Here is a 23039-nt window from a genome sequence, read left to right as displayed (position 1 = left end):
TTTCGCTACCGCGAATATCTTACAATAGTTACAGCCAACAGTATGAGAAACGTCTTTGTCCCCGGCCCGAAAGGCGGGCACAATGACGAGCGTCAAGGAATTCCGCGTGGACGAACCGGCGACGGCTGAGGGGCTCGGCCGCGGCGCGTTCGTGTTCACGGACGACTACTCCGTCTTCGACTGGGGGAAGATGCCGGACCAGATCCCCGACAAGGGCGCGTCGCTGTGTACGATGGGCGCGTACAACTTCCAGCTACTGGAGGAGAACCACGTCCCGACACACTACGAGGGCGTCAGGCTCCCCGGCAGCGACGAGGTACTCGACCTCGGCGAGGCGCTGTCGGCCGACGCCGCCCCCGAGGAGATGGTTATCGAACTCACACAGGTCCCGGACCTTCCCTTCGAAGACGGGAGCTACGACTACGACGCCTACCACGCGGGGGCCGACGAGAACTATCTCATCCCGCTGGAGATCGTCTTCCGGAATCGAGTCGGTGTCGGGTCGTCACTTCGGTCCCGGACCGAGCCGGCCGACCACGGCCTTGACTACGACACCTGGCCCGACGAGGTCGTCGACCTCGACGAGCCCATCGTCGAGTTCTCGACGAAATACGAGGAGCAAGACCGCTACCTCGACCGGGAGGCAGCCGACCGGATCGCCGGCACGGCCAGCATCGATCGCCTCGAAGAACTGGCCCGTGCGGTCAACCACATCGTCACCGAGCAGGCCGCCGAGGCCAACCTCGTCCACGAGGACGGGAAAATCGAGTGTCTGTACTACGACGGGGAGATCCGCGTAGCCGATGTGGTCGGTACGTTCGACGAGAACCGCTTCTCCTACGAGGGCCAACAGGTCTCGAAGGAGGTCATCCGCCAGTACCACAAGCGCACCCAGTCCGCGTGGGTCGAAGCCGTAAGCGAGGCCAAACAGCAGGCCGACACTGAGGGCGTCGCCGACTGGAAAGCACTCTGTGACGAGTCGCCGCAGCCGCTCGACGAGGACGTAATCCAGGTCGCGCGGGACCTCTACTGCGCCGGCACGAACGCCTACGTCGGCAGCGACGTGTTCGACGCGCCGTCGCTCGACGATGCCGTCAGCGCCGCTGGTGAACTCTGAGAGGTTTAAAAAGATAGCGCGTTTTCAGTCGTCAGCCTCGATCTCACCGTCGTCCTCGGCGACGAACTCGCCGAGGCCGTCGATGGGACGGTCGGGGTTCAACTGATCGAGTTTTTCCGGTGCGCCGAGCTGGGCCGAGGTCTCCTCGGGGTCCCGAAGCTTCGTCCGGCCGCGGTGGACGTTCACTTCGTCGTTGAGATGGAGCTTGATAGCCTCGATGAGCGCCTCGGCTTCCAGCGGCTGGCCGATCTGCTGGAGTTCCTCTTCGGTGGCATCGTCAGGGACATTGAACGCGCGCTGGGTGATGATTGGTCCCTGATCCAGATCCGTCGTCACGTAGTGGGCCGTGACGCCGGCGATGCGGACGCCCTCCTCAATGGCCTGCATGTACGCCGACGCGCCGGGGAAGGCGGGCAGCAGGCTCGGGTGGACGTTGATGATGCGGCTCTCGTAGCGGAAGACAACATCGGGCGAGAGGATACGCATATACCGGGCCAGCGCGATGAGGTCGGCGTCGTACTGCGCGAGCAAGTCGAGCAGTTGGTCCTCGTCCGGCGTCCCCTTCTCGTCGCCGATGTCGTGGAACGGAACGTCGTACTTGTCTGCCAGCGGTTCGAGGTCGTCGTGGTTCCCGATGACCACCTCGATGTCGGCCCCGAGGTCGCCGTTGGCCCACGCCTCGAACAGCGCCTCCAGGCAGTGTGACTCCTTCGTGACGAGGACGGCGATGGTCTGGGTCTCGCGGTCGGCGGGGAACCGGACCTGCACGTCGACGCCGAGTCCGTCACCGAGTTCGGTGAGGTCTTCGCGGAGTTTCTCCTCCGTCGTCACCATCTCGGACGTGTCGACGCGCATGGTCATCCGGAAGACGCCCTCCCGGACGGCCTGGTCGAGGTCCTCGATGTTGATGCTGCGCTCGAACAGGAGCGAGGTCACTTCGGCGATGAGGCCCGTGTCGTCCTCACCGACGACCGTAATCTCAGTCAGATCGCGAGTCACGATACCCACCTCCGGACAGCGTCGTGATTCATTTGACGCAGAGTCGGCAGTCCCACGGCAAAAGCCTTCGTTTTCCACCGAGCGTGGCCACCAACCCTTTGTGTATCAGTCGGTGTATGTACGGCAGTGATGAGTGATTCGCCGACCGTTCTCTGTGCGCAGTCGGACACCGACGAGCGCGCCGAGACGGCCGACGCACTTGGTGACGCCGGACTCGCAGTCGAAGGAGTTAGGTCCCTCGATACGTTGACCGCAGCACTTGACCGGTCGGTCGACTGCGTTGTGACGGCCTTCGATCTCCCGGATGGGGATGGGTTCGACGTGGTAGACGCGGTTCGTTCGGTGAACCCGGCCTGTGTAGTGATCCTCTATACCGAACACGCACCGTCGGATCTCCCCCGTGGCGGTCCCGAACAGGTCGTCGAATACGTGCCGCGGACGGTCCCGGAGTCCCGGGAGCGGCTTGCGGATGTGGCTGCCATGGCTGCCGCCGAGGTAACGCAGGCGGCCTATCCGGTTCCGGAGACCGAGTCAGAGCGGCTGTCTGCCGTCCAGCGGTACGACGTCGACCAGCTGGCGGCGATCGACGCGTTCGACCGGCTGACGGCGCTTATGGCCAGCCACTTCGACATCGACGTGGCCTTCGTCGGCCTCATGGACGAACACGAGGAGCGGTTCGTGGCGTGTGAGGGAGCCAACTGGCGGACCCTCGCCCGCGAGGACACCATCTGTACCCACACGATTCTCTCAGACGAGACGATGGTTGTCGAAGACACCCACGAAGACCCACGCTTCGCCGAGGTCGACGCGCTGAAACAGCTCGACATTAGGTCCTATGCCGGCGTCCGGATCACAGACGAAGAGGGGAGCGCGATCGGTGCCGTCTGTTGTACCGACGGCGAACCGCGGCGATACACGCAGACAGAGATAGACGACCTCCAGCGGTTCGCTGACGAGGTCGAGGAACAACTGCTGTTGCGACGCCGGCTGCAGGGGGCTCCCTGATGGCACAGCGACGGGACGACCGATACACGTTCGACGGCCTGCCGCTGAATCCGGTCGAACCGGGGACGAGCCTGCTCGTGACCGGCCCAGTTCTGAGCGGCGCACGGGAGATGGGACTGCGACTGCTCTGTAGCTCCGACGCCGACGGCGGAACCGTCCTCGTTGCGACAGACAAGGATGCCACAACGATGTTGGCGGACTTCGAGCGCCACGGCGGCGTGCTCGACCGCGAGCGAGTCCGCGTCATCGACTGCGCACAGGAGAGCGGCGACCTGCCGGAAGACAGCGTGTCGACAGTCAACACGCCGGCGGACCTGACCGGCATCGGTATCGAGTACTCCGGCCAGTACGAATCGACGTACGCCAGCGGCTACACGCGGGTTCGGACCGGGATCATCACGCTGACGCCGTTGCTCGTCTACAGCGACGACGTCAGGGCGGTGTACCGGTTCCTCAACACGATCACCGGCCGGATCGGAACTGCGGACGGGCTGGGTATCTGCGTACTCGACCCGAACGCCCACGAGGAGCAGGTCGTCGAAAGCGTGGCACAGTTCTTTGACGGGCGGGTCGACGTTCGCGCCGACCAGGGTGCCCTCGATCTCCGGGTGGCCGGCCTGCGCGACCAGCCGACCAACTGGACGCCGGTCGGGACGTGACCTGTCGGGAGAACACAAGCGTTTTCTCCGCTGCCCGCTCGCTTGCCAGTAATGACTGCCTTTACCGCGACCGTCACAGTCCGGCTCAAGCGGGGCGTCCTCGACCCCGAGGCCGAGACGACACAGCGCTCACTAGAACGGCTCGGTTTCGATCTGAACGACCTCCGCTCGGCGGACGTGTTCGAACTGGATCTCGACGCCGACAGTGCCGACGACGCGGCCGAGCGCGCCGAGGAGATGGCCGAGCGGCTCCTCGCGAACCCCACCATCCACGACTACGACATTGAGGTGGCACAGGCAGAATGACTATCACCTCGAAACTGACGGCAATCGTCTGTTCCCACACGGGGTGGCTCGCGTGACCATTGCCGTCATCCAGTTCGGCGGCTCGAACTGCGACCGCGACGCCGTGCAGGCGCTGGAGTCGCTTGACTTCGACGCCGAACTCGTCTGGCACGAGGACGGCCTTCCGGCAGACGTCGACGGCGTCGTCCTCCCCGGTGGCTTCTCCTACGGCGATTACCTCCGTGCCGGCGCGATGGCCGCCCGCTCGCCGATCATGGCCGAAATCCGCGAAGCCGCGAGCGAGGGAACGCCGGTACTGGGCATCTGCAACGGCGCACAGATCGGCTGTGAGTCGTCGCTGACTCCCGGCGCGTTCACGACCAACGAGAGCGCCCGCTTCCAGTGTGAGCACGTCCACCTGCGCGTCGAGAACGCCGACACGCCCTGGACCAGCCAGTACGAGGACGGCGAGGTCGTCGAGCTCCCGATCGCTCACGGCGAGGGTCGCTACGAGATCACCGACGAGCGTCTGGATGAACTCGAAGCCGAGGACCGGATCCTGTTCAAGTACTGTGACGAGGACGGGACTGTCACACCCGAGGCGAACCCGAACGGCTCGAAGCACAGTGTGGCCGGCGTCACCGGCGAAGCCGAGCACGTCGCCGTCATGATGCCCCACCCGGAGCGGGCGACACTGTCGGACCTCGGTCGGACCGACGGCCGCGGCGTTCTCACGGGCTTCGCTGACTAGCGTTCACAGACCCAACTGTCACTATGGCGGTTTCATAACAGACTGGGACGCATCCGAACGGCCGCGTAGCTATCTGGTTTTGTTTCAAAGGGGAAGGGACCAGCGGAGCGTGTGACATAGTCCGGCGGTCCCTATCTCCGTTTTGGCGGTCAAGCCGTATAAACACACGCGTACCGGAGTGGAAGTGTAATCGAGGAGAAGAACGCGTTTGCCTGTGGCTGATGGCGATAGAGTGCATCAGCCACTCGCAGTTGCTCTCGGCAACGAATCATCGCTAACAGGGCAGCCTTCCCCCACTCGCGTTGTGTCGAGCGCGCGTGACTACGCTGTCGCTAGTGCCTCTCAGGACAACGAGCCGCGAGGGAGTCCGCCACCGCTTTCGCCAATACAGACCTAACAGAATAGATACGTCGGTTCATCCATCATAAATTATATTTGCTGTTGGGTCAACGCTGTATCTATGCCGATACAACGACGAGAGTTCATTGCAGCGATAGGGACAGGCGCGTTAGCAACTACCGCCGGGTGTGCCCAGTCCGGGGAAAGCAGCGGCCAGACCGAAGCGGAAACAGAAGCGGAATCGGGGGGCGGCGGTCAGCCAGGGGTGGCTGGGGAGACCCTGACGCTTACGACGACGACAAGCACGTACGATACGGGCCTGCTCGATGAGATCCACCCCGACTTCGAGGATATGTACGGCGTGTCGGTCGATGCAGTCGCACAGGGGACCGGTGCGGCTCTCGAATCGGCCCGCAACGGTGACTCGGACATCGTGATGGTCCACGCCCGCGGCCTCGAAGACGAGTTCATGCGCAACGGGTACGGGGTCAACCGCCGGGACCTGATGTTCAACGACTTCGTCATCGTCGGTCCCGAGGACGACCCGGCAGGGATTCAGGGCATGGGTTCGGCGACCGAGGCACTGACAACTATCGCCGAGTCGGAGGCCCAGTTCGTCTCGCGCGGGGACAACTCCGGCACCCACACCAAGGAACTCAACCTCTGGGAGGCGGCAGGAACCGAACCGGGCGGCGACTGGTATCAGGAAACCGGAACCGGGATGGGCGAGGCACTGAATGTCGCAAACCAGCAGGGCGCGTACACGCTCTCGGACCGCGGGACGTACATCTCACAGCGCTCGGAGATCGACCTCGTCATTCTGGTGCAGGGGCCGATAGAGGACGGGCCGGAGATCCTCGCGAACCCCTACGGGATTATGGCGGTCAACCCCAGCGTCCACGACAACGCGAACTACGACCTGGCGATGGCATACATCGGATGGATCACCAGCCCCGGAACCCAGGACGCGATTGCGAACTATCAGGTCAACGGGGAACAGCTGTTCTTCCCCGAAGCCGTCTCCGAGGATCCCAACTTCCAGCAGTACGTGCCGGAAGGGTGGAGTAGCGACTCGGACGAGTAAGCGTGCCCCTCGAGTCAGTCGGATACCTGCCGATGGCCGTCGTCGACCTTCCGTTCCGGGAAGGGTACGTGTCGAGTGTCATTTACGTCTCACTATACGTGAGTGTCATAGCCGTGACACTGAGCACGCTGTTCAGCCTTCCCATCGCCGTGGTGATGGGGTTTTCTGACTTTCCCGGCAAGCAGTTCGTGAAATCAGTCATCAACACGGGGATGGGGTTTCCCAGCGTGGTTGTCGGTCTCCTCGTGCTGTTTACTGTCTCGAATCAGGGGCCGCTGGGGGACCTAGAGCTGATATTCACCAAGGAGGCGATGATCATGTCGCAGTTCGTCCTCGCGACGCCGCCGATCACGGCCATCAGCCTCGCGGCCATCAGCGGCGTCGACGAGAACGTCCGCGACGCCGCACACGTTCTCGGCGGAACACGCCTTGACGTAGCACTGGTCGTGCTCAAGGAAGCACGATACGGCATCGCGACGGCAGTGCTTGCGGGCTTTGGCCGTGCCATCAGCGAAGTCGGGTCCGTGCTCATCGTCGGCGGCAACATCACGAGCGCGAGGGGCATCTCGAAGACCCGAACGCTGACGACCGCGATTCAGCTCGAAGCCCGGCAGGGGCAGTACGAGACAGCGATGATTCTCGGGGCTGTGCTGGTCACGCTCGTGTTGACGGTCAACGCTATCGTCGTCCGACTGGGCGACCAGGGGGTACAGCGATAATGCTCGAAGTCACGGACGTGTCACACGCCTACGGGGACGACTACGTGTTCCGGGACCTGTCTATCGATATCGAACCCGGCGAGGTCCTCGCCGTCATCGGCCCGTCGGGCGTTGGGAAGACGACGCTGCTCCGACTGCTCGCGTTCTCGCTGGAACCGGACGACGGAACGGTCACCTTTGACGGCACAGACGTGTGGGCCGTCGACGAGGCGACACGACTCTCGCTGCGTCGGCGCATCGGCATGGTGTTCCAGGAAGCGAGCCTGTTCGATGCGCCGGTCGCTCGTAACGTCGAATACGGGCTTCGTATCCGCAGGACGTGGACAGCCCGATTGCAGCGTGAACTACAGTCGATAGTTCGCTCGAACGGGACTGCGGACGCCGTTCGCGAGGCCCTCGATGTCGTCGGGCTGACCGAGAAGATGGACCAGCACGCGGACTCGCTCTCGGGCGGCGAGGCTCAGCGGGTGTCGTTTGCCCGTGCACTGGCCTACGACCCGGACCTGTTGTTACTCGACGAACCGACATCCGATCTGGACCCACGGAACACCGCAGTTATCGAGGACGCGATTGCCGAGGCCCGGAACCGGGGTATCGGCGTCGTGGTGGCGACACACGACATGCACCAGGCGGAGCGGGTGGCAGACCGGGTCGCAGTGCTACTCGACGAGCAGATAACTGAAATAGCCCCGACGGAAGTGATTTTCCAGAACCCGTCGGACCACCGCACACAGAAGTTCATCTCCGGCGAACTGGTCTACTGACCGTTCGTACTCCACCCCGATCACCAGTGGTAGACAGCGGTGGTCGGCGGCAATACCTTTGTCAGGGGACGACGTTGTCGAGATATGGACGCGACTGCAGACGTCGAAGTGCAACTGGAGCAGGGCGACGTGGCGCTGACCGCCCGCGACCGGACGCTCCTGCAAGCGGTCGCCGCCCACGGGTCGCTGAACGCCGCCGCCGACGCGCTGGGCCGGTCGTACGCGCACGCCCAGCGCCGCATCGTGGAGCTTGAAGACGCGTTCGGTCCGCTGGTCGACCGCAGTCGCGGTGGTAGCGGGGGCGGCGGCAGCGAACTGACGACCGCTGCCGAGCAACTGCTGGCCCGCTTTCAGCGACTGCAAGCCGAGTTCGACGGGGTGGCAACGACAGCGGAGACAGTCCTCCAGGGGACGGTCGTGGACCGGGACGGCGAACTGGCGACCGTCGAGACGCCGCCGGGGACGGTCCGGGCCATCGTCGACACCGAGGCGGGCCCCGGCGACGCGGTGGAAGTCGGCATCCGCGCCGATACGGTGACGCTGAACGCACCGAACGAAGCTCCCGAACCAGCGGGGACGAGTGCGAGAAATCAGTTCGTCGGCAGCGTCGAGCGTATCGAGAAGGGGACCTCTATCGCGCTGGTCGCACTGGCAGTCGACCCAGACATGACGCTGTCGGCGCTGGTGACTGACACGAGCCTCGATAAACTCGACATCACCACAGGCGCGGAGCTTGTCGCCTCGTTCAAAGCAACCGCAACCGTCGGCGTCATTCCCGCTATCGAACAGTCGGGGCCGGATGAGTCATCGTGAGCAAGTGGCACGAGGAGGCACCAGAAGTAGCCTCAGAGACCCCAGCCGGACGGCAACAGGTCGGATTGGCAGGCACTGCAGGCGACCATCCCATCGTCGTCGATACACTGCCGCCGTTCACCGCACAGGTCACATTCCGTGACTGTCCCGCGTGTATTGAAACTGCGCCTGTCCTGGTCACCGTTCGGGGTCATATCGAACAGTATTATGCGCGAAAGACGGATAAGCGTTGGTCGACAGCCCGTCACACGGTCTCTAGTGCTCGAAGTCCCTATCGAGCGAGCGGGAGCGAGTAGCTACGCTCGCGTTCGATGACGGCGTCCCACGTCGCCTCGCACTCGCAGCTCACCTGCTCGAACACCGACGGGTCCTGCCGGAGGTCGAAGTCCTTGATAGCGCGCTGGACTTTGTCGTCACAGTCGCCGCAGTTGTGCGGGCCGCGGTCGCTGCCGTGGCCGACCGGGTCCGAGACGACGATGACATCCTCGTCGGCGGTCGACTCCAGCACCTCGGCGACCGACCAGAGCCACGGCGGCCGGTAGCCGCCGTCGTGGTACAGTTCCTCGACCATCGTGTAGCGCTGGACGTTACAGGGGTTCATCGAGACGGTGTGACAGCCGTCGACGGCCGCGCAGCGTCGCACCGACCGCTTCATATCCTCGACGGCCTCGGCTTCGGAGAGGAACGGCGGCTTCATCAGCAGGTACGCCTTGACGCCGGCACCGGCGGCCTGCGCCGCCTCGGAGGCCGCCTCGAAGTCGGCAAAGTCGAAGTACTTGTTCACACAGTCGTGGCGGACGCGGTCGGTCGCTGTCTCCAGACCGACCGCCACGTCCGTCTCTAGGCCCACATCGACGAAGTCGCCGACCGTCTCCTCGTCGACGAAGTCCGGCAGCGACTCGACGACGATACGCTCGCGGTCGGCGAAGGTTTCGGCGATGGCCTGACGGGTTTCCGCCGGCACCTCGCGCTCGTCGAGGAAACTCCCCGAGGTGTATATCTTGATGAGACCGCTCTGTTCGTCACTGTTCTCCGCCTCGTGATCCAGGCAGTGCTGGATCTGGGCCATCAGGTCTTCGTGGGCGACGGTCCCGCCCTCGACGCTCTCGGCGACGTAGCCACACATCGTACAGCCGCCGGCGCGTGCCCACCGGCAGCCGCCGGTGTTCAGGATGATAGTCAGGCTCTGGTAGACACCATCGGGTGTGTTGTCCTCGTCGAGCCATACACGGGTCGGCTCGCGAGGGTCATACGTGGAGTCGTTGCGCGACCGGATGTCACGCATCACGGAGTTGTGGGCGTCCATGCCCTTGCCCTCCTCGTAGACTTCAGGACTGGGCTTGCTCATTGGGGCGAGGTAGCCGATGAGCGCGTAAAGCCGCTTCGTTACTGCCGGGATTGTGGGCCGGTTTGGTCGGAAAGTGCGCCGGTTCGGTGGGCCACGAGCCACGCCAACCCGGCCAGCGCAGCCCCGACGGAGTTAGCGAAGAAATCAGCGCCGCTCGTTCCGCGCGAGGGGACGAAACCCTGAAGCAATTCTACACCAGCCCCGTAGCAGATAGCGAGTGCCACGAGTGCTGCAACGGTAATCACATCGCGGGCCCGCCGACCCCACGCGAGCAGTACTGCCAGTGTCCCGTAACTCGCCGCGTGAACCCACTTATCTAGCGCGAAACCGAGGAGTGCGGGGACCTGCTCGCCCACCCCTTCGGGAACCGGCAGAAGCGACGTGACCAGTACCAACAGTGAAAAGCCGACCGCAGGGAGGTAGCGGCGGAACCCCGATACGTCCATAGTGGCGGTTCTTCCGTTCGATAGATAAGTCGCGTGGTCAGGCGACGGCAGTACCCGACACCAGCGGAGCGGCCTACTGCTCGTCGACGTGGCGCATCTGGACGGCGATACCTCGCGTCGAGGACTGCATCTCCGGGCCACTCATCTGGGCGCGACCGACGCCGAAGGCCGCGTCGCCCTGAATAACCACGTCGTCGCCGACGCGGATATCGTCGCTGGCGTCGGTGATTCCCGGCGCAAGCACCGAGCCGTGGGGAACGAACGGTTCAATTTCGACCGTCTTGGTCGGGACGTCGCTCTCGACCCAGCGACGCGCCCCGGCAGTGGTCAGCGAGAGGACGCCGTACTGCTGGGCCAGCGCCGCCAGCTGCTCCCCGTCGGCGTCGTCGGCACGCAGTTGTGGGTACCGGCCCTGCGTCGAAAGGTCGTCGAACAGTTCGTCGCCCGCGCCTTCGCCAAACTGGTAGTCGGCGACGGCGCGGATAGTGTTGTGTTCGCGTTCCCGTTTCGGATAGCGGTCCCAGCCCTCCAGTTCGGCAGCGAGGTTCCCCAGCGAATCCGCCGTCGTCGGGTGGTCGGTGACCGTGTAGGTAAACTCCCGTCCCAGTGAGTCGGCCACGCGCTCACAGATGTCGCGGTAGCCTTCGCCGGGAACGTGAGCAATAATCTCCGGGTAGTCGGTGCCTTCTAAATAGCGTTCGAGCACGCGACTGACGAACTCGATCTCGGTGGCGGTCCAGTTACCTGTGACGACGGAGTCGTAGTGCTGGGCTGGGTAGGTGAGTTCGAGTTCCTGTGGCACGACGCCGATAGGCGAGGTCATCGAGACGACGTGGGCGCGCCACTTGATGGCGTCGTGGTACTGTTTGTGGCTCTGTGAGTCGCTGTAGGGCTTTCGGGCCGAACACGGGACCAGCACGAGCGGCCGGTCGTCGAAACGCGGCACGTAGCGGTCGGTGACCCGCTCGGCGAAGCGCTGAATCTCGACCCGGCGGAGCGAGTCGTCACTGGCCGCCGAGAGGTCGGCCCGCCGAATGAGCGGCGTTCGCTCCTCCAGATAGCTGTACTGCTGGTCCAGCCGTCGGAACGTCGCGGTGAGCCAGTTGTCCTGTCTGGCCTGTCCCTCGACGTAGTCTCGAAGGCGACCGTCGCGGATGCGGCGGCGGACGCGCCGGAGTTCCGCAGCGAGCGCGTTGACGTTGTGTTCGACGCAGTCCTGCCGGTCGAACTCCTCGCGTGGCTGCTGGCAGGCCGGACACGCACACGGCAGTTCATCGAGGTCTTCGAGGAAGTACGCCTCGTCGGTCGTGAGATATCGGCCCTCGGTGCCGCGGATGACAGCGCGGTCGGGGTCCACGAGGTCGACACCGGCATAGACGAGCGTCGCGACGTTTCGCGGCGTGGCGACGCCGGGCAGGTAGAGCGCGGTGTCAGCGGGGATACGCTCCCGGACAGTGGTGACGGCGTCGACGAACGCTGACGCGTGCCCGACGTAGCCGGGCGCACCGGCGAGCACGTAGGCGTCACTGCCGTGGTCGGCCGCAGTATCGGGCGAGACGACGGCCGCGCTCGGGAACGTGACATCTGGATAGTCGACGGCGAAGGCCTCGGCGACCTCGTCCGGGGTGCCGGCGGGGAGTCCCCGATGGGGCAATACGGTGAGCAGCGACTCGTCACCGTCTGGGGCGTCTCGCTCGGTGGACCAGCGGCTTCCAGCATCATCAAGGACATGTCGACAGTTGCCCGGCGTGTCGGTGTCCACGTCGTCGACCAGCGCCGGCGTCGTCACGGAGTCGGCGAGGCGTAGTTCACCCACTCGCGCGGCGCTGTCGCGCTCGTGGATCTCGAAGTAGTCGGTCATGCAATGGCGTCAGCCACGCGCGACCAACTATCTTGCCTTTGGGCTACCACCGCCATCGTGAGTGAAGGGCGATTCAAATGTAGCAGACTTCGTCCCGGCCGAGAATTATGTGGCCATGGTTATCGCGAACAGGTCGTTATCCGCCGATTAGCTGGCCCCTAACTAAATCTACCGAGGATGACTGACCGTCTGTGCAGCGACAGACACGACGAGACGTGTTGATCGCCCTTTCGGGAGCAGCCGCAGCGCTTGGGGGCTGTTCGGGCCTCTCCTCAGGGGATTCGGATGCAAGGGCCGCGCCACCCGAGACGGAGCCGGTACCGACAGAACAGGTGTCAGAGTCGACAGGTGAAAGCAGGCCCGCGATGTTCGTCCATCTCGACACACTGGCTGCGATACAGTCCCGTGTCGAGGACGGCGACAGCCCGTGGACAAGCGCCCACGAGGCATTCATGAAGGATGTTCGAAACGCGATGGAAGCGGATCCCGAGAGCGTCACGGACAACGACGACGGCCACGAGTTCAAAACGAAAGGGCCCGAAGACCCAGGAGCGCGCAAAGATTACGTCGCCGCTATCAGGACGGGGGACCGGATCCGCGACCTCGGCCTCGCCTACCAGTACACCGGCGCGGACCAGTATGCCGAGAAAGCAATCGAGCTGCTGGACCACTGGTTCCTGCGTTCGGAGACCTACATGGCTCCGGTAAAAACGAACAGCATCGAACAGTTCATTACGCTCCCGAAAATGTGGTGGGGCGCGGAACTCGTTCGTGGCCACGAGGCGTGGAACGACGACAGCGTCGGCGTGGAGGCCGACCTGCAGGAGTGGGTCCGGACGTTTCTGGACGACGTGGGGCATAATATTCCGACCGAAATGGGCCAGCAGAACATCTTCAACTGGCAGGAGATGACCCACGCCGCCGGTTCCGTGTATCTCCGGGACTGGGACCGGTTCCGGAAGGCCATGCAACGGAACCGTGAGACCGGCTTCAACCAACTCCGCGAGGACGGCCTGCTGGAGAACGAGATCATTCGTGCATCGAGCCTCGCATACTCGCTGTATGCGGCGAAGGCACTGGTCACCGCCGCGGAACTCAGTCGACTCTATGCCGACAAACTCGATGGCCCCACCCTGTACGAGTACCAGAAGTTCGATGGCGACAGAAGGGCGATCGAGCGGATTCTCGACGCCCACGCGCCATACGTGGGTGACCCAGAGGTCTGGGAAGCGATGGGCGAGGGCGACCCCGACCGGTTCGTCAATAATGACGGCTTCCCCGCCAGAAAACAGGAGTCGGCGTCTTCGCTGTACGAGGTGGCCTACTCGTACTACGAGAAAGACACGTATCTGGAAGCGCTCAAACAGGGCGGGCAGCCGGTGAAGAACGTCCCGACATACGTCTCGGCGCAGCAGGCAGCGATCGACAACCCCGATCGACCGCATCGGGACGAACGCATCCTTGGCTGGACGACGTTCACACACGGTGAGCGGTTCCGGCTTGACCTGTAGTGAGTAAGGCAAGCACCGCTCCAGGGGAAACGGCGACACCGTCACGCTTTGGATGCCGGCGGCGTCAGGTCCGGTATGGATGTAGTCGTGACCGGTGGCCGGGGACATTCCGGTCGCTGGATCGTCGACCGCCTCGTCGGACCGCACGACGTAACAGTATTTGACCGCCAACTACCAGACGATGGGGGCCATCCGGCTGTCGGGTACCGGGCACTCGACCTGACAGACGCCGGAAGCGTCTTCGACGCGCTCACCGCCATTGACCCGGATGCAGTGGTCCACTGGGCAGCGATCCCGGTGGCTGGGAACCACCCCGGCGTAGACCTGTTCCAGAACAACACACTGGCAGCACATAACGTCCTCTCGGCGGCCGGCCGCGTCGGCGCTGACGTGGTACAGGGCTCTTCAGATGGCACGTACGGCTTCTTCTTCGCCGAGGAGACCCCCCTGCCGGACGAACTCCCGATTACCGAAGGGCACGCGTGCAGGCCAGAGGACGACTATGGGCTCTCAAAGGTCGTCACAGAGGAGATCGGGAAGACGATTGCGCGCCGAGACGGCATCTCCGTGGCGTCGATCCGCCCGTCGTGGATACAGATCCCCAGTGAGTACCCCTGTCGAGACGAGGAGTACGTCGACGACCTTGCGGCAGGGGCGGGTAACTACTGGTCGTACGTTGATGTTCGAGACGTGGCTGACCTCGTCGAGGCCGCCCTCACTGCCGAGATCGCGGGGCACGAGGCGTTCAACTGCGTCGGCCCCGATAACGCACTGGGTCGGCCGCTGGTCGAACTCATGCGCGAGCAGTACGGGAGTGTTCCGGACGACTGCACGGTCGAGGGGAACGCCGCGGCGTATTCGACAGCCAAAGCCACAGCGATGCTGGGCTGGGAGCCGACCCGTTCCTGGCGAGAGGCGGCCGACGAAGACGTAGACGTGCCGACGGTCTGACTGCCGACAGTCGAACAGGTGAACCGTCAGTCGCGGGCGTGCAGGTCACGCAGGCGAACGCTATCGGGCACGCGGTCGAGCGCCGTCGCCGGCCAGTCGTCGTGGACTAGCGTGAAGGACACGTCGGGGTGGAGTTCGACCAATCGTCTGACCCCCGTCGCTGCGGCTTCGTAGGCCGCTCGGTCGGTTCGGTCGGGCGTTTCCGCAGTCAGTGGATAGGTATCGGCGAGTTCGCGCGGATACGGACCGAACGGGGGCAGAACGCCCCAGTTCTCGTCGTACTGTGCACTGGAACTGCCTTCGGTCAGCAGCACCTCCTCGCCCTCGACCGGGAGGCGCTCCAGCCGGTCCTGATGGCGTCGGACCTCGAGCCGGCGGGCGCTTTCGTTCGAGGTGTAAAAGAACGCGTCCTTCGAGACCGGGTCGGTGCGTTCGAGTTGCTCGGCGTGGTCAAGCAGCGCGCGGTAGCCGTCGAGCATGGCCGGATGGCCGCGAGCGCGACTGTCGACCAGTTCCATGAGGTTGCCCGAGCGAATCGCCTGTTTGACCGTCCGAATCTCGCCGTATGTGACGTGGAGGTTGTGTCGCGCGAGCAGTTCCTCGCGCGTGTCGGCGTCCATCGCGTCGAGCTCCGCCGGCGTGTGGTCGGTACAGACCGGGCAGTGACACGGGAAGTAGGTCAGTTCGGACAGCAGTTCCGTCCCCTGCACCGTGAGATAGCGGTCGTCGCGGGCGTACAGCGCGTACGCCGCCGAATCGAACAGGTCACAGCCAAGCGCCGCAGCCATCGCGAACATCATCGGGTGGCCCGCGCCGAACAGGTGGACCGGGCCGACCTCTCCCAGCCCACGCTTGCAGGCCGCGACGACATCCGCGAGGTCGGCGTAGCGGTACTCGTTCATCAGCGGGACGACAGCTCCCAGCGGGAACACGTCCAGTCCCGTAGAGACGGCGTCCGCGGCGGCCCGCTCCCGCAGGTCCGGATACGTCGCACCCTGAACTGGTGCGCTGACGAGCATCTCGCCGGTGTCGACGGTGGCGGCGTGTTCGAGCCGTTCCTGGGTCGTTTTGAGTTCCGCGGTCGCCCGCTCTCGATCCACATCCGGCGGCGTCGGGATGTCCACCGGCGTGCCGATGTCAGAGCCAATTTCATACTGGAACTCCAGAATCTCCTCGGTCGTCACGTCGATGTCGCCGTACTCGGCGAGCTGGAAGGACCCGGAGTCGGTCATGATAGCTCCGTCGAACCCGAGCAGGTCGTGGAGGCCCTGCTCCAGCACTGGCTCGCGGAGGTCGTCGGAGCCATGCAGGATGTAGCTGTTCGTGATGAGTATCTCCGCCCCGAACTCCGACGCCAGCGTTGCCGGTGCGACCGTCTGGACGTGCGGATTGACCACCGGCAGGATCGTCGGCGTCTCGACGGTGACGCCGGCCCGTGGCACCGTTAGCTCGCCCAGCCGGCCCGCTGCGTCGTACTGGCGGACCTCGAAATTCGTCATTACACGTCGTCGTCGGTGGGCGGGCCTAAGGGTTGTGTTCCCCCGTGGCTGGCCGTTCGTCGCTGGCGGAAGCCGGGAGCGGCGGTGGGGCCGAGCGATGCGCCGGCCGGCACAGCGCCGCTATTCGTCGGGCTGTTCTGCTCCGCCGGGCACCAGTTTGCGCTCGGGCCGGTGGACGGTCCCGGAGTCTTCGTCGGCGACGTACGCCTGTGACGTTCGGAACATAGCAACCACTTGGCCGTGGGACCCGTAGGCGTCCTCGACAAGCCGTTCGAGCAATTCAGCCCGCGAAACCGGCTGGCCGGTCCGACGGCGGACGGCCGCGCGCAGTTTATCCAGCCGGCGTTCCGTCTGTTCGTCGAGTGCGATCGAGGCCATATGTTGAATGGTACCATTCCACAGGTTTTCAAACTGTCGTCAGTTCAGCGCTCGAACAGGGCATAGTACATGATACCTACGGCAGACCGACTGTCACGGAGCGTGCCGTCGCGCACTGACTGGACCAGCGAGTCGAAGTCGGCAGTGTCGACCCGGATCGATTCGTTGTGGTCTAGATTCTGGTCGGCCGTCGCCTCGCATCCGCGTGCGACGTAGTAGTGGAACACGTAATCGGTGTTGCCGTTGGCCGGTTCGCCCGTGTAGAGGTGGTCGAACGTATCTGCCTCGTACCCGGTTTCCTCGCGGAGTTCGCGAGCGGCGGCGGCGCTCGGATCGTCGTCTTCGTCTTCCATCGTCCCGGCAGGCAAGCCGTAGTTGACCCGGCGGACTGGCTGTCGCCACTCCTCGATAACAACCACGTCACCGTCGGGGGTGAACGGGAGCACGATGACGCTCTCGCCGTGTTGTACGTAATCGAACTTACCCTCCGTACCGTCGGGCAGGCGTACGTCCTCACGGATGACATCGAACCCCGGACAGGCGTAGGCGGTTTCGGCATCGAGCGTCTCCCAAGCGAGTTCCTCGTCCATACCGGGAGTGTAGGCCCCACCGGCAAAATCAGCACGGGTCCTTACAGTTTGTCGGCGGCCAGAGCCTGCTCGGTCCGCCGGTCTGCCTGTTCGAGGCGTTTCCGGGCCGCGTTCGACAGTGGGTCCGAGAGGTCGTCGCTGGCCTCCTCGATTCTGGCCGCGACGCGTTGGAGTCGATCAGCGACAGCCTGGAGTTGCTTGTCGGCGTTCCCGCGGTCACCGGCCTCGGCGCGTTCCGTCGCCCGCCTGGCGGCCTCAACGACAGCCGCAAGCGCCCGTTCGAGGCCCTGGATAGCGTTCTCGGAGCCACCGCCGCTCCCGGGGTTGTCGTCATTGTCGTCGTCGTCGACGTCATCGTCCATCTCTGCACGCACCGCTTGGCGCGTCTCCTCGGCGATATCGACGAGGAACGACGCCAGCGACGCCTTGCCAGTCTGGGGCTGTTCGATCTGTGCGGCGGTGTCGGCCTCAGGGTCCGGATTCACCCGGAACGCACCGATCTCGTCGTCGCGGTCCCGGACCTCCGTCGTGTACGCGCCGCCGCCGTGGACGTACACGGCATCGGGTTCCGAGAGCGGGGCGTCGTACAGCCGGCCGGCGAAGTCGTCTTCGATGGCGAGGTCGGTGAGGTCACTATCGGCTCCCGACGGGTCGACTTCGAGGCGGGCCGCGTTCTCCCGGGCGACGAGCGGGACCTCGCCGTCGACCCCCGCTCTGGTCGGTCCGTCGGCCGTCTCCGCGTCGGGAACTGAGACAGTTTCGCTGTGTGGCGCGACACCGGCCCCGTTGACGGTGAACCGGTGTTCGCCCGCAGGCACATCCTGAACGACAGCCAGACCTGAAAAAGTCGGGACGGCCTCGGGGTCGCTCTCCAGCAGGGCGACAGACTCGACGGTGGTGTCCTCGGTCGTGAGCCCTTCGTCCTCGGGCGCGTCGTCGTTCGAGACGGCCTCCGAGAGGCTGGCAACGACGGTCCGTATCTCCGCTGGTGCCCCGATGGCGTCGTAGCGCTCGGCCAGCGCCGCCCGGTGGTTCGGCTCGGAGATATCCGCGGCGGGGTTCTCGTACCGTGGCTGGTCCCAAGGCGCGCCCGTCGTTGTGATGTGGCCCGCGACGGCGTCCTCGGCGAACTCGGGCACGGCGAACTCGAAGCTCAACTGCGGGCCGGTGAAATCGGAGATGTGTTCCAGTTCGCTGCTCGGCACGAGGTCGTACTCGATGTCCGGGTCAGCCTCGCCGCGGTCGGTGTGCTGGAACACGAGTCCCGTCTCCCGCGTCGGCAGGTCCGACGGCGGTTCGGTGAGGCTGTCGAACGAGCGGACGGTGAGCGACTCCGAGATGAGGTCCTCGCGGCTGACCGACGGGAGCCGCTCGTGTTCGTACAGCGGTGCGCCCTCGTACTCCGGCACGAGATAGGGGAGCCGGGACCCTTCGTCGCGTGGGAGACCGTAGGCGACCGGGATCTCCGCGAGGTCCTCGATGGTTTCGACGGCGCTGTTCGTGATATCCGCGAACTGGTCGCCCTCCGGCAGCCGGGTGAAGCGGTCGCGGACATCGTTGACCGACAGTGCGCTGGAGTGTGACCCCAGTTCCGTGAGGATGCGCGGGACCATCTCCGGGTCCGGGTCGAGAAACTCGTTGTTGGGTACTTTCCGGGAATGGGAGCTAGCGACGTACAGTTGCGGGTCGCCAGTCTCCGTGTCGACGAACACGTGGAGGACCTCCCAGTCGTGCCAGTGGAAGTTCGTCGTGAACTGGTCGAACGCCGAGTAGAACCAGAACTGGACGACGGCGAGTGGGGAGCTCTCGTACTCGACAACGTTGTAGAACGCCGTCGGGTCCGGCGGGTTGCCGTCGCTCATCCGCTCGTGATACCCGTCAAACGCGTCGAATCCGTCAACGATGGTCTCGCCGTCCCGTTCGCTGGTGTACGGCCGTGGGTCCGTCGGGAACCACGGCTCCGTCCGGTCAAAATACAGCGTCGGTGCGAACCGCCGGGCTAGTTCTTCGGCTCGTTCGCCCTCGACTGTTGAGGCCGCGTCGTCCCCCTCGCTTTCGAGCGCCGAACAGCCGGCGACAGATGCGAGACCGGCTCCGGCGACCGTCTGCAGAACCGCACGACGGGACAAGCTTTCCCGGTCAGTCATCGATCCCCCGTCGCTTCGGTGCGTCGTGGGACAGCGCGACCCGTCGCTGTCTCCGAACCCAATAATTGCATACATCATTCAGCGAACCGCGGAGGAAAACCCTTCTGGCAGTCTCCAAGCGTGCCCCGTCAGTACTGCTCGAACCCTGCCGTGTCCAGATAGTTGTGCGCGACCGTGATCGAGTGATCAGCATGGAGTGCCTTCGGGCCAATCGAGACGCGCTCGTCCGCGTGGTCAGCCAGCAGCGCCGCTTCCTCGTCCCGAAAGTCGTGATGATCCGAGAGGACAAACACCGGGTCAGACGGCGGGGCAACGTCGACGACGGGGTCGCCGTCCTCGTGCAACTGGACGACAGTTCCGCGGCTCGCCGCGTCGTCGAGCGTCCCCTCGAACCCCCGTCGCGTGAGCGAAACCCCTGGCGACGTTTCGACCGGAATGTGCCCGATAGCTTCCTCGCGCTCTTCTAGCGCCTTGCGTATCAGCGCCGCCGTGGACCGTTCGTCTGGGTTCAGCCGGCGGAGGTCGCTTCCCTCGAACGTGACAGTGTACTCATCCGATAGAACGAGGTGTACTCGTACGTCCTCGCGGATGGCGTGGCTCAGGAAAAACGCGCTGGTGACACACCGACAGAGCACGTCGAGCCGGCCGGCCGCGCCGGCCAGATCGTCGAGCGAGAAATCCGGCGTCGTCGGGGCGTCGTGACCGATGATGACGAACTGGCGCATACGGGTGCGAAGCCGGTCAGAGACTTACGTGCATCGACCGCGAACCCGTCAGCTTTCATCCATGCTGACGGGGAGCCAGATGCCGAGTGGGGGCCACAGTCGAGGCCACGGCGGTGGTGTCCCTCGCCGAGCCTACTTCCGACTGCGGGTCGAAGCGCCGTTATGTCCGTTTCAGAGTTCGACGAGTTCGACCACGAAACGCATATACAGCGTGCGTTCGAGCTGGCTCGGACCGCTGTCGACCGCGGTGACCGGCCGTTCGGATCTGTACTCGTTCGTGACGACGAGATCGTCATGGAGGCGTCGAACCGCGTTCTCACCGAATCCGATGTGCGCCGCCATCCGGAACTCCAACTGGCGCACCGGGCAATGCGTGAGTTTGGCCCGGACGAGCGCGCGGAAATTGTGATGTACACGAGTACCGAACCGTGCCCGATGTGTGCCGGCGGCCTCCGGTACGCTGGTCTCGGCCGGGTCGTGTACAGCGTCAGCAGCGACGAGATGAGCAGGTTCAGCGGCCACGAGGCGTCCGTCCGTTCCAGCGAAATTCTCGCCGGCGTCACCGAGGTCGTCGGACCGATATGTCAGGAGGTGGGACTGGCGATTCACGAGGACTTTGACTGGTAAAGCCAGGCCAGCACCGATTGCGGGAGTCAAATGACTTATTATGTGTGTTCGCTAACCAATGGTATGAATTCACTTGACACATCAATCGGGCAGATGATGACGAAGCCGGTGAAAACCGTCGACAGCGAGCTTTCCGCTCGAGATGTTTCGAAGCTTCTTGCGTCCGAAGCGGTCGGTCCTGTCGTCGTTGAAACCGAGTACGGGCGAGGGATACTCACGAAGACAGACATTATCGCTGGCCTCCGCGATGGGATCGACCCGGATACGACGCCAGTTGGTGACCTGATGACGACCCCTGTCAAGACCATCGAACCCGGTGCCCCGCTAGAGGAAGCCATTGATACGATGGTCGAGCACAGCATCAAGCGGCTCGTGGTCGACGGACAGGCCGACAGCGTCGGTATTCTCACGACGACAGACGTGATGCAGGAACTGTCACCCGACCTAGACCGCGTCGTTGAGATGTTCGCAGAGGGGTGACAGCCCGAACTCGAACGGTCGGGGCTATGGAGGCGTAGTCGGGAGTTCGTTTTCAGATCGAATCCTAAAAACGCTACAAACGCCGTCTAAGCGTCCAGAAAGGGTTTACCCGGAGCGACGAATCGCTGACCATGCGCAGACGTGCCCTCCTCGCGTCGGTTCCGGGTGCGCTGGCTGGGCTTGCCGGCTGTTCGTTCGGTACCCCCGGGACGGACGAAACTGACAGCGTGACGCCTGTACCGCAACCGGACCAGTCACCGGCAGAGACAGACCCCAACAGTGCGGAGACGCCCACTGACGACCCGCCCCGACCCGAGAATCCAACGACCGTCGTCAAACTGGAAACCGGGCCGCGAAGCTACGCCCTCAGTTCGGCAGGACTCCACACCGACGACAGGGCGCGAATCGGGCTCTGGTTCGACCGGACGGCGACCGACGACCACCCGGCTACGCTTCGTGGCTGGCTCCAGAATAGCAACGAGTTCGAGAACACGTTCAGAATTGAGGCGATTCCAGGCATCGGACAGACATACAGCCGCCAGCCCAGCGGCTACGACCACGAGGCACGCCTCCATCTCGCACCCACGGCCAACAACGAACTCGCCGACGAAGTCCCCTCACTCGGCCGAACAGACGAGGGATACTGGCGCGTCGACGACGTCGGCCCGTGGATGCCCGACACCCGCCGGCTGGCCCCCGGTGAATGGCTCCAGCTGGAGTACACGCTTGTCGGCGAGCCGGGCCAGTCCGGGCGGCCGGCCGGGACCTACGAGTTCCGCGGTCAGGACGAAACGCTCTCAGTCACGGTCTGGGACACACAGCATCCCGGCCCGGAGACAGAATCCCGGTTCGCCGGCCGCTCGCTCCCGTCGTTTCCCGGCGACGGTGGTGTTCAGTGGTTCCACGAAGCAGAGCCGGCGACCCCAGCCTTCGTTCGCCCGACCGCCGAGCGAGTACAACTGGACGCACAGATCGGCTTCGAGGTAGTCAACAATAGCCACAAGCGACTGCAGTGTGGCCACTGGGACCTTTACAAACTGGTCGACGGCGAGTGGTTCCACATCGCACCGATAGGGCACACCGCGGACTGTCGGCTTCTGTCGCCAGGCGGTCGAGAACAGTGGGGCCTCCGGGCGTTTAACCGACAGTCGGTCGGGTGCAGCACCGGCGACTGCCGTTGTGACGGCCTCACGCAGGGCTACCTCGGCGGCGGCGAGTACGCCGTCGTCGCCGGCTACGGCCACGCGACGGCCAACAGCGGTGCGCTGGTCGAACTGGTCGGCGACCGGGCTGCCGTGACGCCAACCGACGGCGTCTCGATAGCGCGTGACAACGACACGATCATGGTGACGACTAGCCGCCACGGCGATGGGGAGCATCCTGCCGACGCGACGTTCTCGCTGACTCGCACCAGCAGCGCGAGCGAGCGGGTTATTGCCGAGCAGGTCATGGCAAGCGGTCGGTTCGCCACGTACGAGGGTGGACTTCGTAACGCCCTCCCGTTCCTGACCGACGATGTGCGTCATGTCGTTGTCCGGACCGACGAGCGGGCTGTGGACGGCGTGCTCGGCTACGATTCGAACAGTCGTCGGTTCCGGTTCCGCGGACAGGCCTACAAGACTGCTCGGGGTCGGAACACAGGCTAATAATCGGCGCTGAGAGGGGTCTTGTTTCGTCTCGGCTCCGTAATTGAAAACGGGAAGCAGGCCGAATTCGAACCACCGCGGAGCAAAGCGCCACGAGCGCACAGTTCCGTCACTCACGAGGACACGACACGGTACCTGTAAACCGAAAAATGTCTCTGACCGGTTTGAATTGGAAAAGTGGGCCGGCGCGAATTCGAATCGCGGTTACGGCCACCCGAAGGCCGAAGGATACCAGGCTACCCCACCGGCCCGTGCGATAGCAATCGGATAGAAGACAGGGTCAGTTTTAACGGTT

The 23039-nt window shown here is 64.3% G+C and carries 24 protein-coding genes and 1 tRNA gene; 14 read left to right on the top strand and 11 right to left on the bottom strand.

Features of this window, described 5'->3' with window-relative positions; all coding sequences use genetic code 11:
* Positions 1 to 82 precede the first annotated feature (82 nt).
* Positions 83 to 1117: a phosphoribosylaminoimidazolesuccinocarboxamide synthase gene (locus IEY38_RS11010; RefSeq protein WP_188977763.1), complete on the top strand. Its 1035-nt coding sequence runs from the start codon at positions 83 to 85 to the stop codon at positions 1115 to 1117.
* 24 nt (positions 1118 to 1141) lie between these two features.
* Here IEY38_RS11010 and IEY38_RS11005 read toward each other — a convergent pair whose 3' ends face one another.
* Entirely contained in the window at positions 1142 to 2125 is a 984-nt protein-coding gene (locus tag IEY38_RS11005) for a formyltetrahydrofolate deformylase (RefSeq protein WP_005536070.1), read from the bottom strand.
* Between the two features lie 120 nt (positions 2126 to 2245).
* Between IEY38_RS11005 and IEY38_RS11000 the strand changes: the two genes are divergently transcribed.
* From IEY38_RS11000 to IEY38_RS10965, 8 genes are all read left to right on the top strand, one after another.
* Positions 2246 to 3121: a GAF domain-containing protein gene (locus tag IEY38_RS11000; RefSeq protein WP_188977761.1), complete on the top strand. Its 876-nt coding sequence runs from the start codon at positions 2246 to 2248 to the stop codon at positions 3119 to 3121.
* Positions 3121 to 3780, top strand: a complete 660-nt coding sequence (locus tag IEY38_RS10995) for a DUF7504 family protein (RefSeq protein ID WP_188977759.1) — start codon at positions 3121 to 3123, stop codon at positions 3778 to 3780. The genes IEY38_RS11000 and IEY38_RS10995 overlap by 1 nt, the downstream gene beginning before the upstream one ends.
* 51 nt (positions 3781 to 3831) lie before the next feature.
* Entirely contained in the window at positions 3832 to 4086 is a 255-nt protein-coding gene (gene purS / locus IEY38_RS10990) for a phosphoribosylformylglycinamidine synthase subunit PurS (RefSeq protein WP_005536073.1), read from the top strand.
* Positions 4087 to 4138: 52 nt separating this feature from the next.
* Positions 4139 to 4816: a phosphoribosylformylglycinamidine synthase I gene (gene purQ, locus IEY38_RS10985; protein WP_188977757.1), complete on the top strand. Its 678-nt coding sequence runs from the start codon at positions 4139 to 4141 to the stop codon at positions 4814 to 4816.
* A 460-nt stretch (positions 4817 to 5276) separates the two neighbouring features.
* Positions 5277 to 6239, top strand: a complete 963-nt coding sequence (locus tag IEY38_RS10980; protein ID WP_188977755.1) for a substrate-binding domain-containing protein — start codon at positions 5277 to 5279, stop codon at positions 6237 to 6239.
* A 32-nt stretch (positions 6240 to 6271) separates the two neighbouring features.
* Positions 6272 to 6958, top strand: coding sequence for an ABC transporter permease (locus IEY38_RS10975; protein WP_188978229.1), 687 nt, complete (start codon positions 6272 to 6274; stop codon positions 6956 to 6958).
* Positions 6958 to 7722, top strand: a complete 765-nt coding sequence (locus tag IEY38_RS10970; RefSeq protein ID WP_188977753.1) for an ABC transporter ATP-binding protein — start codon at positions 6958 to 6960, stop codon at positions 7720 to 7722. The genes IEY38_RS10975 and IEY38_RS10970 overlap by 1 nt, the downstream gene beginning before the upstream one ends.
* 84 nt (positions 7723 to 7806) lie before the next feature.
* On the top strand, positions 7807 to 8535 hold the full coding sequence (locus IEY38_RS10965) for a TOBE domain-containing protein (protein ID WP_188977751.1): 729 nt from the start codon (positions 7807 to 7809) through the stop codon (positions 8533 to 8535).
* A gap of 32 nt (positions 8536 to 8567) precedes the next feature.
* On the opposite strand, the gene IEY38_RS10960 is transcribed toward IEY38_RS10965, so the two are convergent.
* From IEY38_RS10960 to arcS, 4 genes are all read right to left on the bottom strand, one after another.
* On the bottom strand, positions 8568 to 8729 hold the full coding sequence (locus IEY38_RS10960) for a hypothetical protein (protein WP_167320814.1): 162 nt from the start codon (positions 8727 to 8729) through the stop codon (positions 8568 to 8570).
* 77 nt (positions 8730 to 8806) lie between these two features.
* Complete coding sequence (locus tag IEY38_RS10955; protein WP_188977749.1) at positions 8807 to 9883, bottom strand: archaeosine biosynthesis radical SAM protein RaSEA; 1077 nt, start codon at positions 9881 to 9883, stop codon at positions 8807 to 8809.
* Between the two features lie 38 nt (positions 9884 to 9921).
* On the bottom strand, positions 9922 to 10329 hold the full coding sequence (locus IEY38_RS10950) for a VanZ family protein (protein ID WP_188977748.1): 408 nt from the start codon (positions 10327 to 10329) through the stop codon (positions 9922 to 9924).
* A gap of 73 nt (positions 10330 to 10402) precedes the next feature.
* Positions 10403 to 12190 carry an archaeosine synthase subunit alpha gene (arcS, locus tag IEY38_RS10945; protein ID WP_188977747.1) on the bottom strand — a complete coding sequence of 596 codons (1788 nt, stop codon included), beginning with the start codon at positions 12188 to 12190 and terminating at the stop codon, positions 10403 to 10405.
* Between the two features lie 365 nt (positions 12191 to 12555).
* Between arcS and IEY38_RS10940 the strand changes: the two genes are divergently transcribed.
* A complete protein-coding gene (locus IEY38_RS10940; protein ID WP_188978226.1) occupies positions 12556 to 13701 on the top strand; it encodes an alginate lyase family protein in 1146 nt (381 codons plus the stop codon).
* Positions 13702 to 13776: 75 nt separating this feature from the next.
* Positions 13777 to 14652: an NAD-dependent epimerase/dehydratase family protein gene (locus tag IEY38_RS10935; protein WP_188977746.1), complete on the top strand. Its 876-nt coding sequence runs from the start codon at positions 13777 to 13779 to the stop codon at positions 14650 to 14652.
* A gap of 26 nt (positions 14653 to 14678) precedes the next feature.
* Here the strand turns inward: IEY38_RS10935 and tgtA are convergent, their stop codons facing one another.
* From tgtA to trmY, 5 genes are all read right to left on the bottom strand, one after another.
* A complete protein-coding gene (gene tgtA, locus IEY38_RS10930) occupies positions 14679 to 16151 on the bottom strand; it encodes a tRNA guanosine(15) transglycosylase TgtA (protein WP_188977745.1) in 1473 nt (490 codons plus the stop codon).
* A gap of 120 nt (positions 16152 to 16271) precedes the next feature.
* Entirely contained in the window at positions 16272 to 16529 is a 258-nt protein-coding gene (locus IEY38_RS10925; protein ID WP_188977744.1) for a hypothetical protein, read from the bottom strand.
* 44 nt (positions 16530 to 16573) lie between these two features.
* The gene (locus tag IEY38_RS10920) at positions 16574 to 17119 is read right to left on the bottom strand and encodes an NUDIX hydrolase (protein ID WP_188977743.1); all 546 of its coding nucleotides are present in this window, start codon (positions 17117 to 17119) and stop codon (positions 16574 to 16576) included.
* Positions 17120 to 17160: 41 nt separating this feature from the next.
* The gene (locus IEY38_RS10915; protein WP_188977742.1) at positions 17161 to 19266 is read right to left on the bottom strand and encodes a hypothetical protein; all 2106 of its coding nucleotides are present in this window, start codon (positions 19264 to 19266) and stop codon (positions 17161 to 17163) included.
* 128 nt (positions 19267 to 19394) lie between these two features.
* Entirely contained in the window at positions 19395 to 19991 is a 597-nt protein-coding gene (trmY, locus tag IEY38_RS10910) for a tRNA (pseudouridine(54)-N(1))-methyltransferase TrmY (RefSeq protein ID WP_188977740.1), read from the bottom strand.
* Positions 19992 to 20153: 162 nt separating this feature from the next.
* Here trmY and IEY38_RS10905 point away from each other — a divergent pair, with 162 nt between their 5' ends.
* The 3 genes from IEY38_RS10905 (at position 20154) to IEY38_RS10895 (ending at position 22744) form a co-directional block, all read left to right on the top strand.
* Positions 20154 to 20618 (top strand): nucleoside deaminase, encoded by a 465-nt coding sequence (locus IEY38_RS10905; RefSeq protein WP_188977739.1) that lies wholly within the window; start codon positions 20154 to 20156, stop codon positions 20616 to 20618.
* Positions 20619 to 20681: 63 nt separating this feature from the next.
* The gene (locus IEY38_RS10900; RefSeq protein ID WP_188977738.1) at positions 20682 to 21098 is read left to right on the top strand and encodes a CBS domain-containing protein; all 417 of its coding nucleotides are present in this window, start codon (positions 20682 to 20684) and stop codon (positions 21096 to 21098) included.
* Positions 21099 to 21229: 131 nt separating this feature from the next.
* Positions 21230 to 22744: a hypothetical protein gene (locus IEY38_RS10895; protein WP_188977737.1), complete on the top strand. Its 1515-nt coding sequence runs from the start codon at positions 21230 to 21232 to the stop codon at positions 22742 to 22744.
* A gap of 178 nt (positions 22745 to 22922) precedes the next feature.
* Here IEY38_RS10895 and IEY38_RS10890 read toward each other — a convergent pair.
* Positions 22923 to 22995 (bottom strand) — tRNA-Pro (locus tag IEY38_RS10890).
* Positions 22996 to 23039: the final 44 nt, after the last annotated feature.

Source organism: Haloarcula sebkhae, assembly GCF_014647415.1.
Taxonomy (GTDB): Archaea; Halobacteriota; Halobacteria; order Halobacteriales; family Haloarculaceae; genus Haloarcula; species Haloarcula sebkhae.
This window is presented reverse-complemented; position numbering and strand designations above follow the sequence as displayed.

Bases quoted from the DNA above. Each gene is read 5' to 3' on its own strand.
- arcS (WP_188977747.1), bottom strand. From the start codon at position 12,190: ATGACCGACTACTTCGAGATCCACGAGCGCGACAGCGCCGCGCGAGTG.
- IEY38_RS10995 (WP_188977759.1), top strand. From the start codon at position 3,121: ATGGCACAGCGACGGGACGACCGATACACGTTCGACGGCCTGCCGCTG.
- IEY38_RS10960 (WP_167320814.1), bottom strand. From the start codon at position 8,729: ATGACCCCGAACGGTGACCAGGACAGGCGCAGTTTCAATACACGCGGG.
- IEY38_RS10940 (WP_188978226.1), top strand. From the start codon at position 12,556: ATGTTCGTCCATCTCGACACACTGGCTGCGATACAGTCCCGTGTCGAG.
- IEY38_RS10965 (WP_188977751.1), top strand. From the start codon at position 7,807: ATGGACGCGACTGCAGACGTCGAAGTGCAACTGGAGCAGGGCGACGTG.
- purS (WP_005536073.1), top strand. From the start codon at position 3,832: ATGACTGCCTTTACCGCGACCGTCACAGTCCGGCTCAAGCGGGGCGTC.
- trmY (WP_188977740.1), bottom strand. From the start codon at position 19,991: ATGCGCCAGTTCGTCATCATCGGTCACGACGCCCCGACGACGCCGGAT.
- IEY38_RS10950 (WP_188977748.1), bottom strand. From the start codon at position 10,329: ATGGACGTATCGGGGTTCCGCCGCTACCTCCCTGCGGTCGGCTTTTCA.
- tgtA (WP_188977745.1), bottom strand. From the start codon at position 16,151: ATGACGAATTTCGAGGTCCGCCAGTACGACGCAGCGGGCCGGCTGGGC.
- IEY38_RS11000 (WP_188977761.1), top strand. From the start codon at position 2,246: ATGAGTGATTCGCCGACCGTTCTCTGTGCGCAGTCGGACACCGACGAG.
- IEY38_RS10980 (WP_188977755.1), top strand. From the start codon at position 5,277: ATGCCGATACAACGACGAGAGTTCATTGCAGCGATAGGGACAGGCGCG.
- IEY38_RS10920 (WP_188977743.1), bottom strand. From the start codon at position 17,119: ATGGACGAGGAACTCGCTTGGGAGACGCTCGATGCCGAAACCGCCTAC.
- IEY38_RS10970 (WP_188977753.1), top strand. From the start codon at position 6,958: ATGCTCGAAGTCACGGACGTGTCACACGCCTACGGGGACGACTACGTG.
- IEY38_RS10900 (WP_188977738.1), top strand. From the start codon at position 20,682: ATGAATTCACTTGACACATCAATCGGGCAGATGATGACGAAGCCGGTG.
- IEY38_RS10915 (WP_188977742.1), bottom strand. From the start codon at position 19,266: ATGACTGACCGGGAAAGCTTGTCCCGTCGTGCGGTTCTGCAGACGGTC.
- IEY38_RS10905 (WP_188977739.1), top strand. From the start codon at position 20,154: ATGTCCGTTTCAGAGTTCGACGAGTTCGACCACGAAACGCATATACAG.
- IEY38_RS11010 (WP_188977763.1), top strand. From the start codon at position 83: ATGACGAGCGTCAAGGAATTCCGCGTGGACGAACCGGCGACGGCTGAG.
- IEY38_RS10955 (WP_188977749.1), bottom strand. From the start codon at position 9,883: ATGAGCAAGCCCAGTCCTGAAGTCTACGAGGAGGGCAAGGGCATGGAC.
- IEY38_RS10895 (WP_188977737.1), top strand. From the start codon at position 21,230: ATGCGCAGACGTGCCCTCCTCGCGTCGGTTCCGGGTGCGCTGGCTGGG.
- IEY38_RS10925 (WP_188977744.1), bottom strand. From the start codon at position 16,529: ATGGCCTCGATCGCACTCGACGAACAGACGGAACGCCGGCTGGATAAA.
- IEY38_RS10975 (WP_188978229.1), top strand. From the start codon at position 6,272: ATGGCCGTCGTCGACCTTCCGTTCCGGGAAGGGTACGTGTCGAGTGTC.
- IEY38_RS10935 (WP_188977746.1), top strand. From the start codon at position 13,777: ATGGATGTAGTCGTGACCGGTGGCCGGGGACATTCCGGTCGCTGGATC.